Origin of the sequence: Halobaculum saliterrae (assembly GCF_009831625.1) — an archaeon.
Taxonomy (GTDB): Archaea; Halobacteriota; Halobacteria; order Halobacteriales; family Haloferacaceae; genus Halobaculum; species Halobaculum saliterrae.
On the sequence record NZ_WUUS01000013.1, the window covers coordinates 1 to 16,959 of the forward strand.

Annotated in this window: 20 protein-coding genes and 1 tRNA gene; 11 read left to right on the forward strand and 10 right to left on the reverse strand. The window is 55.8% G+C overall.

Translation table 11 applies throughout. The features are described 5' to 3' along the window. A partial coding sequence (locus GRX01_RS17230) for a heavy metal translocating P-type ATPase (protein WP_159670636.1) occupies positions 1-1,039 on the forward strand: 1,039 nt, incomplete at its 5' end. 63 nt (positions 1,040-1,102) lie between these two features. Here GRX01_RS17230 and GRX01_RS17235 read toward each other — a convergent pair. The 4 genes from GRX01_RS17235 to GRX01_RS17250 all read right to left on the reverse strand — a co-directional run bounded on the left by GRX01_RS17235 (position 1,103) and on the right by GRX01_RS17250 (position 3,213). Further along, entirely contained in the window at positions 1,103-1,285 is a 183-nt protein-coding gene (locus GRX01_RS17235) for a hypothetical protein (protein WP_201289634.1), read from the reverse strand. A gap of 54 nt (positions 1,286-1,339) precedes the next feature. Continuing rightward, a complete protein-coding gene (locus GRX01_RS17240) occupies positions 1,340-2,284 on the reverse strand; it encodes a hypothetical protein (protein ID WP_201289635.1) in 945 nt (314 codons plus the stop codon). Positions 2,285-2,679: 395 nt separating this feature from the next. Beyond that, entirely contained in the window at positions 2,680-3,123 is a 444-nt protein-coding gene (locus GRX01_RS17245; protein ID WP_201289636.1) for a hypothetical protein, read from the reverse strand. A gap of 15 nt (positions 3,124-3,138) precedes the next feature. Next, positions 3,139-3,213, reverse strand: a tRNA-Glu gene (locus GRX01_RS17250). A gap of 98 nt (positions 3,214-3,311) precedes the next feature. On the opposite strand from GRX01_RS17250, the gene GRX01_RS17255 reads away from it, so the two are divergent. The 4 genes from GRX01_RS17255 to GRX01_RS17265 all read left to right on the forward strand — a co-directional run bounded on the left by GRX01_RS17255 (position 3,312) and on the right by GRX01_RS17265 (position 5,202). Further along, a complete protein-coding gene (locus GRX01_RS17255; RefSeq protein WP_159670645.1) occupies positions 3,312-3,875 on the forward strand; it encodes a plastocyanin/azurin family copper-binding protein in 564 nt (187 codons plus the stop codon). A gap of 103 nt (positions 3,876-3,978) precedes the next feature. Continuing rightward, positions 3,979-4,470, forward strand: coding sequence for a DUF7260 family protein (locus GRX01_RS17260; protein WP_159670648.1), 492 nt, complete (start codon positions 3,979-3,981; stop codon positions 4,468-4,470). Beyond that, entirely contained in the window at positions 4,407-4,733 is a 327-nt protein-coding gene (locus tag GRX01_RS19725; RefSeq protein ID WP_449271456.1) for a DUF7260 family protein, read from the forward strand. The genes GRX01_RS17260 and GRX01_RS19725 overlap by 64 nt, the downstream gene beginning before the upstream one ends. A gap of 283 nt (positions 4,734-5,016) precedes the next feature. After that, entirely contained in the window at positions 5,017-5,202 is a 186-nt protein-coding gene (locus tag GRX01_RS17265; protein ID WP_159670651.1) for a DUF7333 family protein, read from the forward strand. Between the two features lie 181 nt (positions 5,203-5,383). On the opposite strand, the gene GRX01_RS17270 is transcribed toward GRX01_RS17265, so the two are convergent. The 6 genes from GRX01_RS17270 to GRX01_RS17295 all read right to left on the reverse strand — a co-directional run bounded on the left by GRX01_RS17270 (position 5,384) and on the right by GRX01_RS17295 (position 10,603). After that, on the reverse strand, positions 5,384-6,319 hold the full coding sequence (locus GRX01_RS17270) for a hypothetical protein (protein WP_159670655.1): 936 nt from the start codon (positions 6,317-6,319) through the stop codon (positions 5,384-5,386). 148 nt (positions 6,320-6,467) lie between these two features. Beyond that, positions 6,468-7,622 carry a multicopper oxidase domain-containing protein gene (locus GRX01_RS17275; RefSeq protein ID WP_159670658.1) on the reverse strand — a complete coding sequence of 385 codons (1,155 nt, stop codon included), beginning with the start codon at positions 7,620-7,622 and terminating at the stop codon, positions 6,468-6,470. A gap of 168 nt (positions 7,623-7,790) precedes the next feature. Beyond that, positions 7,791-8,363, reverse strand: a complete 573-nt coding sequence (locus GRX01_RS17280; RefSeq protein WP_201289637.1) for a CPBP family glutamic-type intramembrane protease — start codon at positions 8,361-8,363, stop codon at positions 7,791-7,793. Positions 8,364-8,614: 251 nt separating this feature from the next. Then, on the reverse strand, positions 8,615-9,031 hold the full coding sequence (locus GRX01_RS17285; RefSeq protein WP_201289638.1) for a disulfide bond formation protein B: 417 nt from the start codon (positions 9,029-9,031) through the stop codon (positions 8,615-8,617). A 7-nt stretch (positions 9,032-9,038) separates the two neighbouring features. Beyond that, positions 9,039-10,025, reverse strand: a complete 987-nt coding sequence (locus GRX01_RS17290; protein WP_159670664.1) for a thioredoxin domain-containing protein — start codon at positions 10,023-10,025, stop codon at positions 9,039-9,041. A 104-nt stretch (positions 10,026-10,129) separates the two neighbouring features. Beyond that, complete coding sequence (locus GRX01_RS17295; protein ID WP_201289639.1) at positions 10,130-10,603, reverse strand: COX15/CtaA family protein; 474 nt, start codon at positions 10,601-10,603, stop codon at positions 10,130-10,132. Between the two features lie 214 nt (positions 10,604-10,817). On the opposite strand from GRX01_RS17295, the gene GRX01_RS17300 reads away from it, so the two are divergent. The 6 genes from GRX01_RS17300 to GRX01_RS17325 all read left to right on the forward strand — a co-directional run bounded on the left by GRX01_RS17300 (position 10,818) and on the right by GRX01_RS17325 (position 16,865). Then, positions 10,818-11,792 carry a transcription initiation factor IIB gene (locus GRX01_RS17300; protein ID WP_159670670.1) on the forward strand — a complete coding sequence of 325 codons (975 nt, stop codon included), beginning with the start codon at positions 10,818-10,820 and terminating at the stop codon, positions 11,790-11,792. A 437-nt stretch (positions 11,793-12,229) separates the two neighbouring features. Next, the gene (locus tag GRX01_RS17305; RefSeq protein WP_159670673.1) at positions 12,230-12,607 is read left to right on the forward strand and encodes a winged helix-turn-helix domain-containing protein; all 378 of its coding nucleotides are present in this window, start codon (positions 12,230-12,232) and stop codon (positions 12,605-12,607) included. After that, positions 12,604-12,882, forward strand: a complete 279-nt coding sequence (locus GRX01_RS17310) for a DUF7521 family protein (protein ID WP_159670676.1) — start codon at positions 12,604-12,606, stop codon at positions 12,880-12,882. The genes GRX01_RS17305 and GRX01_RS17310 overlap by 4 nt, the downstream gene beginning before the upstream one ends. Before the next feature lie 199 nt (positions 12,883-13,081). Then, complete coding sequence (locus tag GRX01_RS17315; protein ID WP_159670679.1) at positions 13,082-14,488, forward strand: aryl-sulfate sulfotransferase; 1,407 nt, start codon at positions 13,082-13,084, stop codon at positions 14,486-14,488. Between the two features lie 60 nt (positions 14,489-14,548). After that, the gene (locus GRX01_RS17320; protein ID WP_159670682.1) at positions 14,549-15,886 is read left to right on the forward strand and encodes an arylsulfotransferase family protein; all 1,338 of its coding nucleotides are present in this window, start codon (positions 14,549-14,551) and stop codon (positions 15,884-15,886) included. Between the two features lie 289 nt (positions 15,887-16,175). After that, positions 16,176-16,865 (forward strand): CPBP family intramembrane glutamic endopeptidase, encoded by a 690-nt coding sequence (locus GRX01_RS17325; RefSeq protein ID WP_159670685.1) that lies wholly within the window; start codon positions 16,176-16,178, stop codon positions 16,863-16,865. Positions 16,866-16,959 lie beyond the last annotated feature (94 nt).

Below are 16,959 nucleotides of genomic sequence, written 5' to 3' on the forward strand. Positions count from 1 at the left end.
CAGTATCGAACAAGCGGTAGAGCGGGGCATCGTCATCTTCGACGAGACCGTCTTCGAGCGCCTTCGGGACGTCGACGTCGTCGTCTTCGACAAGACGGGGACGCTCACGACCGGCCAGATGGATGTCCTCGAGGCGGATGCACCGTCGGATCTGCTTGCAATCGTCGCGGCCCTCGAACAGCGAGCATCCCACCCAGCGGCCGACGCAATCGTGAATACGTTTGCACAAAGGAATCAGGAGGGCGATCGCTCAAGAGCCGATGGGGGGGTTGCCGATGGCAGTGACCACAAGTACGCAGCGGACATCACTGAATTCACGAGCCACGCGACCGGCGTCGAAGGAGTCGTCGAGGACACGCGCGTTCTCGTCGGGAATCTCGATCTCTTCGCGGAACTGGGGTGGTCGGTTAGCGAGCGGATCGAGACGCGTGCCGCAGAGGCACGAACGGCCGGTCACCTTCCGGTCGTCGTCGGTCGTGACGGTCATGCAGAGGGCGTCATCGTCGTGGGCGACGAACCACGGGTGGGTTGGGATGACACACTCACGCATCTGAATGACCGTGATATCGAGATCGTCGTTCTGACCGGTGATGACGAGGCTGCCACTGACTTTCTCGACAGTCATCCTGCCGTCGATCACGTGTTTGCGGGGGTCCCGCCGGCAGGCAAGACCGCGACGATCCGGCGGTTACAGTCCCGGGGACAGGTTACGATGGTTGGTGATGGAACGAACGATGCACCGGCTCTTGCGACCGCAGACCTGGGAATCTCGCTCGGTGGTGGAACGGCACTCGCGTCCGATGCCGCGGATATTTCTCTCGTCGATGACGATCTCGCAGCGGTGGGGACGACGTTCGACCTCGCAGATGCAGCTCGTCGGCGTGTCAAACAGAACAACGGGCTAGCGCTGCTCTACAATGGGATCACGATTCCCCTTGCGGTGACGGGGTTGCTGAATCCGGTGTTTGCGATGGGAGCGGTCGTGGCGACCGGCGGTCTCCTCGCGGCGAATTCGTTTCGAGACCTGCTTACCGAGTAGCGGCTCTAACCCCGCGAAGCGGCAGATACCTGCTGTAACCGGGTGGAGTCGGTTCCTATCGCTTCAGTTGAGAAGTTCGAAGACACTGAGGCCCGCGTACCCGACCGCAAAGCCCGCGACGATGATAGCTCCAGAGAAGATCTGGTAGAACGGGGTCGACAGGAGGAAGCCGGTCGCGAGGGTACCGACAACGATCAGTACCGCTGCCAGTACCAAAAACACGTACTGACGACGTTTCCCCTTCATATATTGAGACATTTGTCCCCCTTGGTACCGTGAGATCACGGTAGATACCTTACCTCAGTCGGCCGGGATGATGGCAGCCGATTGATCGGGCTGTCGGGCTGCTTGGACCGAGTAGATCAGACTTCCGGTGAAGAGGACGAAGCTTCCAACGATGAATACTGCACTGAGCGGCGAGGCCGAATCGACGAAGACCCAGTAGAGAGGGGCGGCAATCGATGGCCCGGCAGCAAGTACCGCGATCTTCGCAACGAGTGGCCCACAGCACCCACAGGTACACGTCCCGACGATTGCAGCACTTCCGGCGGTCCCTTCGGTCATGCCGGCTCGTTCCTCGACGCGCCAGTGCCGGGCGATGAGCGCGGCGTTCAATCCGATGAGTGCGCTCAGCATCCCGACGACGATGACCTGGCCGGGTGACAGGGCTAGGAAGAACGGGATATGTATGAACGGGAGATGCGGAATCGCGATTTCGAGCGTCGGCCACGATACTAGCTGATAGATTGCGGGTAGAACGACGACCGTCACCTCTTCGGGGAAGCCCTCCTCGGGGAAAAACGAGAGGTATCCTGTTATAGAGACGAAAAAGAGTGCTAACACGACACCGACGCCGATGCCGAAGCGACGCGCAACTGGATCACGCATGACTGCGCGGATGACACTCCCTGCGTCCTTCCAGACGACATAACCGACCAGGATTGGCGTGCCGAGGACGATTGCGTACCCGAGTGGATGCGTATCGCTTGCCAGTCCTGGAAGGAGGTAGGGGTACGAGATCCACAATCCCATGAGGATGCCGAGGAACGTGTACCGTGGTCGGGATGGCCAGCGGAGCCACCCAACGACGAAGCTCGCGACCATGATGCCCAAGCCACTCAGCAGCGCCAGTGGCTGATACCACGCTCGGGGGAACGGCATCGAACTCGCAGTATATGTCGGATCTGGGGAGAGCCCTTCGAAGAGTACAGCTCCGAGTGCAGTGATAGCGATACCGGCGAACACGCCGTACAGAGCGGTTGTCGCCGTGATCCGATCTGTCCGTTTGAGAAGGATGAATCCACCGAGAATAACGGCACCAACGAAAGCAATAATTACACCGTGTCCTTGCGAGAGTCCACCGCTTCCGGTTGTACCGTGGGCGGACGCGACGGGAACCTGAGTGAGCGTAACAATCGCTGCGAGAAGTACAGAGAGTGGCCGAATAGATCCGATTCGAGAGGTCTGTCCACGGGAGGGGGCCCCACGTGGTTGACGCTCTTCTGGTGACATTATTCTGTCTTGGACAGGGAGCCACTTCTACCTGACTGATTCACCCCTGATATCCTGGGTTTGACTGTCGTTGGATCATGCTGGGTGTGGAAATATCCTCCTCCGAAAGTATGACCGGCACGGTGAATTCACTCGCTGTCCAGACATACGAGGAACTGTATATGCTTGAGGAACCAGACCGGAAGAACGGCTCCAACCACTGCAGCGAGTAGGAGACTATTCGCTGCTGTCCACACGATTTGCCCGAGGACGGTGCTAATAATCAAGACGCCGTTGTACGCGATGGCATTCACCGCTAAATCGCCTCTCGACTCAGGCCGGGGCCACTTGATGAGACTGGGCTTGATCGCTGATGTCCGACCGGAAGCTACGGCGACAAGAAGCCCGAGTAAGCCGGATACAAACCATCCGAGAACAGCCGGTGGCCAGCTGTATACGACCGTGGCGGTGGCAAGGACAATCAGACACGGGCTGGTGATTGCACAGATCTCTACAGAGACATAACGGGTTAAAATGTGTTCCTCGGTTTCTTCTTGTGCGGTGGCCATCTGTGAGGGTTCTGAGTAGAGCAATGGAACGACTGGGGATACTCCGTCGAGGATTTGAACCTCGGTCCGCGACGTGAGATGCCGAGATGATTGTCCGAGCTACACTAACGGAGCATCTCGAACTTGTGGCCCCAGTACTTCAAATTCAGGCGGTGTCCTGTTCACTGGGAATCCGCCGTTTCCGCTTATCCTGAGGGCTTTGATATCCCGGTATGGAACGTCGACAAGTTCTCAAGACAGCTGGAATCCTTGCAACAGGTGGCGTAACTGGTCTCGCAGGATGTAGCAGCTCGGGGAACGGGGACGGTGGCGACGAGCCGACCACGACCGCAACGCAGGAGACGGCTGGTGGGTCGGGCGACTCGAATACTGTCATGATGGTCACCGAAGGGAGCGAGTATTATTTCGATCCAATCGGGCTGTTCGTCGAATCAGGGGAGACGGTCACGTTCGAAATCCAGAGTGGGAGCCACTCAGCAACCGCTTACAAAGAGGGCACGAGTTCGGCCTCAGTAACTCGGATCCCCGAGGAAGCGGAGGCGTTCAATAGTGAAACGCTGAGCGAACAGGGTGCGACCTACGAGCATACGTTCGAGACCACGGGGACGTACGATTACTTCTGTATCCCGCACAAGTCCTTGGGGATGGTCGGTCGAATCGTCGTCGGTGAACCTGGCGGTCCCGCGGAGGGAAGTATGCCGCCGGACGGCGACGTTCCTGAAAGCCAGACCATCGTCGATCAAGGCAGCGTCTCGTACAGCTCGTTCTCCGGGTAGGCGGTCGCGTACCCTGCGAACTGTGCGCTCCGGAATCACTTGTACACCATATGGTCGACACTAACAGTGCTTCGGATCGCCAGTATAGAGACACACGCTGTCGATGACGCTCGCACAAGGCTCGTGGCCGACATACACGGATGCTGCCCTCGATAGTGTTCGGCGAGAACGACGCGAGGTCGAACGCGAATGTCGAGCCTTCCAACGGTTTCGCCAGCGTATTCAGACCGTCGACACACAGACTCCTCAGTTCGAACGGTCCGTTGTTGGAGTGGATCAGAACCTTACATCCGAAGAGAAGTCGATTCGTGATACCATCGAGCCGTGGTATCATGATACTGTGATGGCGGTCGACCACTACGGCGACGTGTACGGTGATTCGTTCGAGGAGAGCCTCAGTGCCGAATTCGGTGTCGACGTGCTGGTTCTAATTTCGGAAGCGACTACGTTCTCACCGTTCATCAAACAACGACTCCTCGAGGCGGCACAGCAGTGTATTGACAACCGCCGGGTCTTTTTGAAGACGCTCCAGTGGCTGAATTCACTACGCTCAAAGACGCGCAATCTACAGCTCAGGAGATTCGAGAGGCGATAGTAGAACTTGATTCTACAGGATTTCAGGGGATCTCAGATACTGAACTGACTGATCGATACGACTCACTTCACACGTTGAATGGTGAATGTAAGAGCTGGATTCAGCAACGGCAGGAGAAAATCCACGCTCATCGAATCGATCGGTCGGCAGACGTGGATGCCTACACTGACCTTTGTACGTACCTCTATGAGGGTCCGGAGGTTGACTATCCGGTATTGGCGACGTTTGTCGATATCTTGGAGATCATCTCCCAATATGAGTAGTTCTCTCTTTCACCTCCTACTCAGTCTTAACGTCCTCCCATGGCTGAACAGTAGTTGCTGAGTTGGCTGCGATTAGTGCTGGCAAATTCGGCGATGGAATCGAAGGACCCCGTGGACTAGGTGCACGACTCTCAGAATTGGCGTGAGTGGGCGTCAAACACATCAAATAATCGACTTCATCAACTACTGTGAAGGGGTGGGCTTCCGCTCGCCCCGTGTCAGTGCCGGTTTCCAGCAAATCTACTTTGTTAACGGTTTTATCTATCCGGTCACAACAGCACATATGGGATTTGACTTCGTGCGCTCGGTGGCTCCCCTCGTCGTTATTGTCGCCGTCGCGGCGATTGCGCTCACGACCGTGATGACTTCCTCGACAGTCTTCATGATGGTTCTGCCCTCGATGATTGTCTTCTCGGTCATCGCGTTCTTCCTGGGAATGAAACATGGCGAGTTCCGCGCGAGTCCATAATAGGCCGACCCTGTAGCCGAAATCCGCTAGGTTGCGGTCCATACCAGCCCCAACTGTGTCGATTCAGATTATTGCGACGACCGGTTCACAACTCCCGATAACAGGGCTCAAACCACCACAGCGAGTCTAACTACACCAATACTCGATGTTTGCGATAACGTCTGTAGTTACGAATAGGTTTCTATGTGATCCGAACCTGCTGTTCGCGGCCTTCTCCTGGCCATAGCATACGGTAGGTCATATCTGGTTCATCATCGCCAGTTTCGTCGTCTCCAGGACTTCGCACTTCGAAGGTGTCAGTCAAGGACCACTCAACGGTCTCCTCACCGGGAATCGGGCGTGAAATAGCTGCAACTGGTGCGTAGTCGATTCCACCGCCGGTCCGATTCAGACCGGCAACAAACCGTGTTTGTTGGTCGCTGTTATTTGTGATGGTGAACGTGATTTCAGGCTCGATGCCAGCGGAGACCGTCTCGGGAACCGACCACTCGACAGTCAGCGTTGGCTCCGGAGCGGTAAGTCGGGCCTGTAGCGTAGAGTCTGGCTGCCATTCTCCCCCCGGCCAATGAAGACTGATGTCGGTCGTGTCCCTGCTTTCGGGTAAATTAAAAAGAACCCAGCCATTCCCGGTTTCGGCATCGTATCGGTGTTCCTTATCATCGTACAAGCGGTAAAGATCTCGAGCACCTCGGGCTTCTGACGGACCGAATTCTTCGCCGTCGAACCGGAATACGAGGTCGGATCGGGCGGGTGGCTCGCCGGTGGTCACCGACAACTCCAAGAAAAGAAACTGCCCACGGTCGTTGATACCGAGTGAATCTGCGGTTGCCAGCTTGACGATCGCAGGTTGAAGCGCATCCAGTTCTACGGAGAGATGTGAGCTATCTACCGCTTCTGTCGGCGTCTGCGTGGGTGTCCCAGTTTGGGTGTTAGATATCTCACTGCCGTTTGAACTCGGCCTTTCAGAATCACCAGTACAGCCAGCTAATCCGCCAACTGTTGCACCACACAGAGCAAGTAGGTGTCGGCGTCTCATGCGCATGTGATACAGCCATTTCAGTAAGTGTTTTCGGGAGACTGTGGGGAAATTTTGAGCCATAAATAAACTCTGTTCCACACCGGGAGGCCCCGTTCATAACGATAGCCCGCTGTACTCGACTAGTCTGGGATACTGTCTCCTGAAGTGAATTAAGCCGGATTCCACCAGAGCCGGGTAACTACTATTATTCGACAAGATCCAGTCCTGGTCGTCGTGTAGAGAGTCTCTACGTGGAGTAACCGGCGTACTCCATAAGCTGGTTGAAGATGTCCGTATCCATGACGGACCGATAGACCACGCCGGTAAGCATCCCGCCGGGATAGAACGTGCCGTTCATGACGTGGTTGACCTTGTGGCAGTGCATCAGGTAGATGCCGGGGTCTGCATCGGCAGTAAATTCGATCGTGTGTCGTTCAGCGGGGGCGACGTTCGTGACGTCCATGTCGTGGCGGGCAGCCTCCGGAATCGTTCCGCCGTCCTTTTCGACACGCTGGAAGCGGTGGTTATGGATATGCATCGGGTGCGACATGTATCCGCCGTTGACGAGGTGGATGCGAACTGAGTCGCCCTCGTCGACGATGATCGGTGACCCTTCTTCGGGGTGCAGCGTTCGGGGTGCGCTCTTCCCGTTGACGGTGAACACGTCCGGATTGCGACTGGCCGAATTGTAGGTAAAGTCCGCCTCCCTGGCCCACTTTCGCGGAACCCGCGAATCCCAGTCTTTGACCGTCATGAAGTATTCGCGGTCCCCTGGTTCGTAGCTTTCGGGATCGACTCGGTAGATCCCGTACATGCCCATGTCGATATGCCGGTGGGTCTGGAAGTGACAATGGTAGAAATGCGTTCCAGGGATGTTTGCGGGAATCTCGTAGGTGTGTGTCTCCCCTGGCGGAACCTGAATGCCGGTCGTCGTCGGGACGCCGTCGTTCTCCCACGTCTTGCGAACTCCGTGGAAGTGAATCGTGTGGGGACGTCGGCCATCGGTGTTGTCGAGTGTCACCTCCATCGCGTTACCCTCGGTCGTTCTGAGAATTGGGCCTGGGACGCTGGGGTCGTTGTCGTCGGCCTGGAACGCCCAGACGCGTGGGAATTCGACGGGCCCACCCATTGTATCGAGCGGGTGGACGGCGTGGCGGGCCTGCTGAGTTCGCATCGTCACTTCGCCGCCCTGCTCGTCGACGTTGACGACTGTTGGAGGGCTGGTGTAGGAGAGATTAGGCGAGTCAGTTTGTGTCCGCGTGGGCGTATCGCTCGTTGCTGCTGGCTCGTTGGCTCCGCCCGCAGAACAGCCTGCTAACGAAGCGATACCAGTCGCGCCAGTTGCTGCGAGAAACTCACGACGGGACAGTCCGGTTCCGGGTGCGCCGAAACGTGTGGTCATAATACACTCGGCATTTTGGTTGGCCTAAACATAGGGCGACTGCGGTGTCCCAATTCACGGGACAGCGCGTGGATATGTTCGGCAAAAGGCGAATGGGGATGGCGGCTTTTCATTTATACTTGTTCGCCGTTAGGAGTCTGAAATTGAGGCGACAAAGTGGTCAGATTTTTAGAGTCCGCCCGTCGCCGTCAGATAGGCCCCTGCGAACTGCACCGCGTTATACGTCCCGTGAATCACAGCCGGTACTGCGATATTGTCCGTGTACTCGTATGCTGCTCCCAGTACGAGGGCCAGAACGAATGCGATACCGATGTACACCAGTTTGCCTTCCCCTGACAACGAGAAGAGATGGATCGATGCGAACAGAGCACTTGCGAGGATGATTGCCCGAGCCGGATGGAGACTTTCACGTAGGGTGCCCTGTACGAGGCCCCGGAACAACAGTTCTTCTCCCGGGCCGACCAACAGGAACTGGAGGGGGATCAGAAGAAGGAATACACTCGGATTTTGCCGCCCGACCTCGACGATCTGATTCTGAGCCGAGTTCAGACCGAGGGCTGTGATTACTGAGGACGCCACAAAGAGCAACCCCAAAATCGCTATACTCCCGCCAACAATCACCGCCCCATCACGTTTGCCAGGGAGACGAACTGGAACGAATCCAAATCCGAGATCACGGCCTTTGAGATAGAGAATGGCGATGCCCCCAAACGTCACTCCTTGAAGGAAGAACGTACTCACAACCAGTCTGAGGGCTGGGCGCGATGCGAGATCGACTCCGAACAACCCGACGACTGTCGCGACGGCAAGGATTACGATAGCCCCCGCGACGTATGACCCATACGTGAGACCAATCGCCGAGGCGACGGACCGGAAGCGAGATATCGACGACATTAATCAGATGTGAGCGTAGGGCTCCACCCTACAAGCTGGCTTCGATAGGTCGATTCCGGCGCTATTCATTCCAAGACATCCCGCGGTAGTGATTTTGTTCATAGCTGACGTTCAGGTTCGACGAGGTTGGATCCAGCGAGGACTGTAATCGTCACGAGCACGAACGCGATGAGTGAGAGATTCGGAATCGTGAGTCCGAGCACCGGAGCCTGCCACTGGACGACTGCACAGGGACCAGCAAAGGTGCATGAGGCCGTCGTTGCTTGGAGTACGGAGTGATATCCCGCGATTGAAGCGCCCACTACGGATAATGGCACGACTGTTCGCCAGATGGTGTTGTGGCTCTCGAGGGCGGCAACGCCGAGCACGACGACGAGCGGATACATGAGGATACGTTGGTACCAGCAGAGGGTACACGGAACGAGACCGAGGCCGAGACTGAACCAGAGGCTTCCCAGGGTCGCAACTGCCGCGACGCCTGCCCCGCCTGCAAGCCAGAATCGTCCGTCGGACATCCATGACTCAGTTTGATCCAGCTGCATCTTCGATCAGCTGTCTTGCTCGCTCTTCGTTTCCGAGTGGGTTGACCGTCGTGCCATCGATGAGAAGCGTGGGTGTGGCGTCGACACCGGCATCGCTCGCAGCCCTGTCAGTCGCCCGTAGCGTTTCGTCGTACTGGTTTTCTTGGATCGCCGTGCGGATCGACGCTGTCTCGGAGATGCCTGCGGCCTGAGCAAACTCGACCAATCTCTCGGCGGTCGCCCACTGGTCACTCTCGGGTGGCTGATTCCGGAACACGTATTCGTGAAATGCCCAGTATGAGGCTGGCTTGGTGTTCCAGACAGCTAACCCGGCTTGGCCGGCTGCGGGTGCATCGGGGCCCAAAAATGGGTCGCCACCGATATATGCGAGATTGCGGAACTCGAGCGCGATTGTTCCTGGTTCCACGTAGTCCGTCACGAGTTGTGAAAGCATCTCCGTACTGAACTGGGCGCAGTACGGACACTTCCAGCTCCCGAAGTATGTGACCGTGATATCGGCATCAGCAGACCCCATCGTCGCATATCGGGATTCGCTAGGCGAGTCGGGAATCGGGGCAGTGGCGACGGTGCCCGCATCACCTCCGGCATTCGCACCACCCTCCGGTTCAGTATTCGTGTTATCAGAGAGGGCGGTGGCTCCGGCCACGAGACCAATAGTGGTGGCACCGCCACCGGCAAGGAGGAGTTGTCGGCGGGTCATTCCTCCGATAGCAGCTCCGACACCTCCCTCGAAGAACCGCTCTGAGAACGTGCGTGAATCGACGGCTGCGTCCGCACGTTTGTAGTCCACACGTGAGAGGTCGTCGGGATGGGCCGCGAGCCAGTGTCTGTAGAGCTGCTCGTCAGTTTCGTCACCGAGTTGTTCACCACAATAATGGCAGGCGCTGTGAGCGTTCCATGTGTGGTCACGCGCTGCTCCAGCTGTTTCGAATTGATCTGTACAGATCGGGCAGGTATGGGCAGTCATTCGTGATCACTACTCCAGGTGGCAGATTTCATAGCCTCCGTGTTGTGCTCTCATAGTGAGCTGTATTGTCGGTAACTGTGGCATTGTTTTATGACTCGCTGTCATCAGCGGCGGAGATATGCGACGAGGCAGGTCGTCAGGAGACAGAGGAGAATGAGAATTGCCACGCCGAGATGGGTCGTCACGATGATCGGTTGGAGATCTTCCGTGACGGTCAATCCTCCGAGGATAACCTGTAAGGGAAGGAGGACGAGAGCGGCAGTGGCCGACCATTTGACAATCGGGGTATTCCGGTGTGTCACCCATGCTCCAACGGTCGTGCCGACGATCAGAACCCCGGCCGTCATCGCCAGTCCACGGTGAGCCCACTCTGCGAAGATTTGGAGTGCAGAGTATGGCGAGTTAGTAATGATCTCGGGTTGGAGGAAGGGAACCCACGTCCCGTAGCAGGTCGGCCAATCGGGACAGGAAAGTCCAGCACCGATTGCACTAGTGTAGGCTCCGAGAAGCATCACGATATACGTCACTAGTAGCGTGAAACCGGCGATATGCCTGTACCTGACCGGAGTCTTCGACATCGTGGTTCGCAAGTAGTGCCAGCGAGCTCGGGATTGAGACATAATATTGGGTAGGGGCTCCGATTCGCGGTGTGATGAGTTGATGACTTAGAAACAAAGTGTTAGGCCGGATTCCCAGTAAGTGGGACACCGCCTGCTATTCATTGAGGAGCCGTCTCATGATATTGGTAAGAAGCCCCACGGTTTGTAGGGAACACCCCTATACGCCGATAGCATGATGGCTCAAGAACATACCCAGGAACGGTCAATAGATGAACGCGATCGTGAGGTGAAGCCAGCCAACGACAACACCTGTCCCGAGTGTCAGGGCCATATCACCCAGAATGGCGATAACGGTGAGGCGACCTGCGAAAGCTGTGGGTTGGTTTTTGAAGATAATTCAATCGACCACGGTCCTGAGTGGCGTGCGTTCACGTCAGACGAACGCGATGAAAAGAGTCGGGTCGGGGCTCCGACGACGCAGCTGATGCACGACAAGGGACTCAGCACGACTATCGGCTGGCAGGACAAAGACGCCTACGGACAGGCTGTCTCCGGTCGCAAACGTGCTCAATTACAGCGCCTTCGGACGTGGGACGAGCGGTTCCGGACGAAGGATGCCCACGAGCGGAATCTCAAGCAAGCGCTCGGGGAGATCAGCCGCATGGCGTCCGCCCTAGGACTTCCGGAATCGGTTCGGGAAACTGCAGGCGTCCTGTACCGGCGTGCTGTAGAGCAGAACCTGCTCCCCGGTCGCTCGATCGAAGGAATGTCGACGGCGTCGTTGTACGCGGCTGCCCGACAGCACGGAATGCCACGGCCGCTGACTGAGTTCGCCGACGTCAGCCGTGTCGAGAAAATCCGGATCCAGCGAGCGTACCGATATCTGTCCCGAGAACTCGGGCTGGAGATCAAGCCCGAGGACCCCACGCAATATATCCCACAATTCGCGTCATCGCTTGACGTGAGCGACGAAGCAGAACGGCGCTCTCGGGAACTACTTGAGGTAGCTACAAATAATGCCGTCCACAGTGGGAAAAGTCCAGCCGGGTTGGCGGCTGCCGCGCTGTATGCTGCGACCCACCTCACGAACGAGCAGCTCACACAGGAGACGGTGAGTGAGGTCGCCCACGTGAGTCGAGTCACGATCCGGAATCGATACCAAGAGCTTCTCGAGGTGTACAAGGAGAATGACCAACCAGACAGATAGTTTGGATGGCGAATCAGTACCGAATGATCTGCAGCCCGAATTCTAATATGGGAGGGTTCCCGGTCCAGACCGAAATCGACGTGTTGGAAATACTAGTAGATCGGTCTTCATGCCACGTAATGGAGATTGCTACTGCCGTTGATGGACATCCCATTACTGTTGACCAGACATGTACTCATCTCCATAATGCCGAATGCATCCGTCCACTCGGCATGGGACTCTACGAAATCACCGAAGAGGGACAACGACGACTCGAAACTCAGCACCGGTCATAACACTCTGCTACCAGTGTCACCATGTCAATACTCGTTCCGCGACTCTTTCGTCAACTCTCCCGTTTCGAGTTGGGATTACGATCTGTCCCTGATTCGTACCATCGCGAGAACCCTCGAAGGACAATCGGACACCATATCCCGACGAATACGTACAATCGAATAATGGGAGACAATCCAGTATTGTCCGAGGACACGCCAGCCTTACAGGATGTCCTCGATGCGCTGGATGATCCCGAGTGCCGGGCTATTCTCGGTAAAACCGTTGAACCCATGACTGCGAACGAACTCATCGAAGCCTGTGACATTCCCAAGTCGACCGTGTATCGGAAACTAGAGCTGCTCAGCTCCGCTTCTCTCGTGCGGGAGCGGGATTCGATCAACCCGGGTGGTGGACGAGTCACCCACTACGAACGGTCGTTCGACGACGTAACGATCTCTATGGACGAGACAGGTGAGTTTTCGGTAAGCGTCGACCGGCCACCACAGTCGGCTGATGAACGGCTTGCGGACATCTGGTCGATGATGGGTGACGAGGTATGAACGAATTCATAACTGCCATCGCTGTGGTCAAGTCCATCATTTTGGTGCTTGGCACCAGAATCACATACATCGCGCTCAAAGCCTATCGTCGGACAGGTGAGGATTCGTTACGGATTCTGGGTGTCGGGTTCGGTATCATCTCCGTCGGAGTACTGCTGAGCGGTGTGGCCAATCAGTTCTTTTCGGTCTCACTAGGACTGGGGGTGTTGGTCAACAGCGTATTCGTCGCTATTGGTCTCGCTGTCATCATGTACTCCCTCCGGATTCAGAAATGATCACTACGTTCACACGGAAGTATGAACCGGAGATCTCTGATATCAGGCGAAAAGGTACAGATGGCGTATCAACTAATCTGAATTTGTACCAGAGGCAAAACAATCCCAACGAGATTAATAGTGTCACAGCAATACCCGACCATCGAAGCGTGATTGGACCCGTACTTAACATCCCGCTCATTGACCCTATCCAGATACCATGAACATGCCATCTGAACGGTCATATCGATCGTGGGCGATCCGTGGAGTGATACTTGTGGTTGTCATCGGTCTTCTGGCGCCGACGGCAGTCTCCGCGTTCACCTACGAGCCGACTACACTCCAACCCGGGACGATCGAAAGGCCGGCAAATGGAACGACGGTCATCTCGGTACAGGGTTTCAAGATCGCAGGGCAGGAAAGCGGTAAGAAACCGGCTCGTCTCGTTGGAGTCGGCCCAAAGGGGAACGTTGAGTGGGTGTACAATGGACGCGAGAACGGCATAGTATGGTTTTATGATGTGGATCCGCTGGAGAATGGGTCGCTCCTCATCACTGGAACGAAGCCTGGAGAAACAGTGGTCACCGTCTGGGATCCTCAAACGCAGCGGGCCGAGTGGTCGCGGACGTTCGACTGGGAAGACACTCATGATGTCGACCTCGTCAACGGCGATCAGTTACTCGTCGCCAACATGCGGAACTACAATGAATCGACGGGCAAAAACAACGACAGACTACTCCTCTACGACCTCTCGAAAGACGATGTCGTCTGGGAATGGAAATTCCGTAAGAATGGCTACAACCGAAGCGGTGGCGGGAAGTACACTGACGACTGGACGCACGTCAACGACGTCGATAAGATCGGCCAAGGTCGATATCTCGCCTCTCCCAGAAATTATGACCAGGTGATCGCGGTCAATCGATCCACGAAGAACGTCACGATGCGGCTCGGCTCGGACGAGAACTGGGATACGATGTACGAACAGCACAATCCACAGTATCTCGAAAGTAAGAACGGAACCGAGACACTGCTGGTCGCCGACAGCGAGAACGATCGTATCGTGGAATATGCGAAAACCAATGGAAATTGGACCCGAACATGGCTGCTCAGAGGGAGTTTTAACTGGCCTCGAGACGCCGACCGGCTCCCGAACGGCAATACGCTGGTCACGGACACGCTCAATCACCGTGTCATGGAGGTGACCCCGAATGGTGAGGTCATCTGGGAGTTCTACGCTCCGTGGGGAACGTACGAGGCCGAGCGTATGCGGCTTGGAGATGAGCCCGGTGGCCCGACCATCCGAGATCAAAACTCGACTGGGACAGCTACACTCACCGAGAGCATTGCGCTGACACCCGGCACGGGCGACCGCTCTACGTTTGCAGAATGGGTAACCAACACGTTTGCCGGCACGCCGATTGATTCCGAGGTGGCGTGGCTTGCCGATCGGTGGGCACATATCACACCGTGGATTCGTCCCGTCTGGATGGGATCGTGGGATTTCGCCCGGACAGTTCTTGCCGGAGGAGTGGTCCTCGGATGGCTCACCGTCGACGCCATATGCCATCGAACTCAGATCATTCATCGACTGAGAACTGTCGGCACTCGAGTTGGATCGCGAATATGACCTCTGTCATGATACGACCAATTAAAACGACCATTCAGCCGAAGCAAGAATCATCCACCGATGCCTAAGAACTCGATCGTCCCTGGAGCCGGGAATCAACTCCCATCTACTTCCCGTGGTACACTCTTGATCCTCGCCGGAATCCTACTCTTAGTAGGAACACTTACCGTAAGCGCCGTGCTAGCGCCATCGATCGGACAAACAGACGCGTCTGATCACCAGTCCCTCACACTTGTCGGATCACAGGGAGGTGGCCCGGGGTGGCACGAGTACGGCAGCGTCTATCTTCTCAACGGTACGACCGTCACGTGGAGTGAGTTGAGCGCAGACAGCTATTTCGACGTGACGAAAACCGAGAATGGAACCGTCCTAGCCGGGTTTATGGATAGTGGGTACGCTTCGTGTGGTCCATACGAATCGCCATGCACGCGTACTGGATTCCGGGTCATCGACCCACAGCCTAACCCTCGCGTCCTTTCTGAGTATAGTTTTCCCGTGAGGACGAGCAAAAACAGCGAAGTTCACGACGTCGAACAGCTCGAATCAGGAGAATACCTGCTCACCGACATGGAGTACGAGCGAATTTTCACCGTCAAAGATGGTGAGGTCACTTGGCAGTGGAACGCAAGTTCGTTTTACGATGCCCCACCAGACTCCACGACGACTGACTGGCTCCACATCAATGATGTCGATGTCATCGATGAGGGTCGGTATCTCGTCTCAGTCCGCAACGCCAACCAACTCGTGATTGTTGAGCGTGGTGAAGGGGTTGTTGAAGTTATTAATAAGGATACGACTGATTCAAACGACGCGAACTGCCGCAAGTCCGGACAGCTCACAGATTATGACGGAGACGGACAGATACGATGCGGTGATCCCACAGTTCTCGACCATCAGCACAACCCCCAGTGGCTCGGGGAGGACGCTGTCCTTGTTGCCGACAGCGAGAATGATCGCGTGGTTGAACTCCACCGGACTGCGAACGGCAGTTGGACACCAGCGTGGACACTCGAACGTGCTGGTGGTGTCGCGTTCAACTGGCCCCGCGACGCCGATCGACTCCCGAATGGAAATACGTTGATAACGGATACGCTGAATCGACGTATTGTCGAAGTGAACGAATCGGGAGAAATTGTCTGGAGCGTCCAAACGGATCGAATTCCGTACGAAGCAGATCGACTCCCAGTTGGTGAGTCTGTGGGAGCACCTCAGTATACTACAGATTCGGAGTCGAACAACACTCTCTCTGATGACGTACCAGTACTTTCGCTGATGCTCGTCGGCCTCCGAGCAGTTATTCCGTCGACACCGTTCTGGTTCCGCGAGCCACAACTCGGGCTCATAATCCTATCAGTGCTTTCCGTCCTTGTAGGTATTGTAGATGAATTGTCGAGGTGATTATTAAAAGAGTTTGAAGTAATACAAAACACGATATTGAAGGCGAAAAGAAGGGTAGTACGAGTGCTTTTGAGATGATCTTGAAACAGGAGAGCCGTACTAGAGAGTGGCCCATATAAGACAGTCACGGTCGGGTCGAAACGCCAGTATCAGTCCGCATGCGTATCCTGTGTACTACCTGCGTACACCCGCAACTATTGGGACTCGGATCAATAAACAGGAAGGTACAACCGACTTCAGTGCAAAAACTATGGCAATGGAGATGCGACTACGGCAGCGAGGTCGAAGTTTGCTAACGGCCGTTACATTAGCCGTAAGTGGATTTTTTGTTGGAGCACTTTTCGTTTTTCTCACGATTCAAGGGCTGATTTTCGCAGGTGTCGATGTGATGAATGCGCCAGCGGTTCAGCTCGTTATCTCGACGGTGATGTTGCAGGGTGTCGCCTTTGGACTGTTGGCGCTCGGGTATCTCAAGCTGAGTGGACTCGGGTTTGACTTTCTTGCACTCCGCCGGCCGACTCTGCGAGACGGAGGGTGGATCGTCAGCGGACTCACCGTCTTTTTTGTCCTCTATGTGGCAATGAATTTCGCCATCTCGGCACTCGGAATCCCAGTCGCTGAAAATCAAGTAGCCCAAATTGGGGCCAAAAATCCCGACGTACTCCTGCTGTTGGTACCATTCTCCTTACTGCTCATCGGTCCTGGTGAGGAACTTCTATTCAGAGGTCTCATTCAAGGAACGCTTCGACAAACGTTTCGACCGTGGAGTGCGATCGTCATCGCGAGTGCGATCTTCGCAGTAAGTCACGCGTCAGCGCTCACCGGCGATGGTCAATTCACCTACATGTCCGTTGTATTCATACTCGCGCTTATCCTCGGTGTCACCTACGAATACGCGGAGAATCTCATCATCCCCGCGGTGATACACGGTGTTTATAATGCTATACTATTCTCCTTCCTCTATTTGCAAGTAACGTGAGTTTCTCAGTTGGTCTGGCAACTGTTGGACCCAAGGATCATCATAACTGAGTATTAATAACTCAGAGCAATCCAATTATTAATATGGCCTAGAA

What these genes read in the sequence shown, in the direction of transcription:
- GRX01_RS17320 (WP_159670682.1), top strand. Translation starts at nt 14,549, where the DNA reads ATGCCTAAGAACTCGATCGTCCCTGGAGCCGGGAATCAACTCCCATCT.
- GRX01_RS17315 (WP_159670679.1), top strand. Translation starts at nt 13,082, where the DNA reads ATGAACATGCCATCTGAACGGTCATATCGATCGTGGGCGATCCGTGGA.
- GRX01_RS17275 (WP_159670658.1), bottom strand. Translation starts at nt 7,622, where the DNA reads ATGACCACACGTTTCGGCGCACCCGGAACCGGACTGTCCCGTCGTGAG.
- GRX01_RS17305 (WP_159670673.1), top strand. Translation starts at nt 12,230, where the DNA reads ATGGGAGACAATCCAGTATTGTCCGAGGACACGCCAGCCTTACAGGAT.
- GRX01_RS17260 (WP_159670648.1), top strand. Translation starts at nt 3,979, where the DNA reads ATGACGCTCGCACAAGGCTCGTGGCCGACATACACGGATGCTGCCCTC.
- GRX01_RS17235 (WP_201289634.1), bottom strand. Translation starts at nt 1,285, where the DNA reads ATGAAGGGGAAACGTCGTCAGTACGTGTTTTTGGTACTGGCAGCGGTA.
- GRX01_RS17300 (WP_159670670.1), top strand. Translation starts at nt 10,818, where the DNA reads ATGATGGCTCAAGAACATACCCAGGAACGGTCAATAGATGAACGCGAT.
- GRX01_RS17255 (WP_159670645.1), top strand. Translation starts at nt 3,312, where the DNA reads ATGGAACGTCGACAAGTTCTCAAGACAGCTGGAATCCTTGCAACAGGT.
- GRX01_RS17290 (WP_159670664.1), bottom strand. Translation starts at nt 10,025, where the DNA reads ATGACTGCCCATACCTGCCCGATCTGTACAGATCAATTCGAAACAGCT.
- GRX01_RS17295 (WP_201289639.1), bottom strand. Translation starts at nt 10,603, where the DNA reads ATGTCGAAGACTCCGGTCAGGTACAGGCATATCGCCGGTTTCACGCTA.
- GRX01_RS17310 (WP_159670676.1), top strand. Translation starts at nt 12,604, where the DNA reads ATGAACGAATTCATAACTGCCATCGCTGTGGTCAAGTCCATCATTTTG.
- GRX01_RS17285 (WP_201289638.1), bottom strand. Translation starts at nt 9,031, where the DNA reads ATGTCCGACGGACGATTCTGGCTTGCAGGCGGGGCAGGCGTCGCGGCA.
- GRX01_RS17265 (WP_159670651.1), top strand. Translation starts at nt 5,017, where the DNA reads ATGGGATTTGACTTCGTGCGCTCGGTGGCTCCCCTCGTCGTTATTGTC.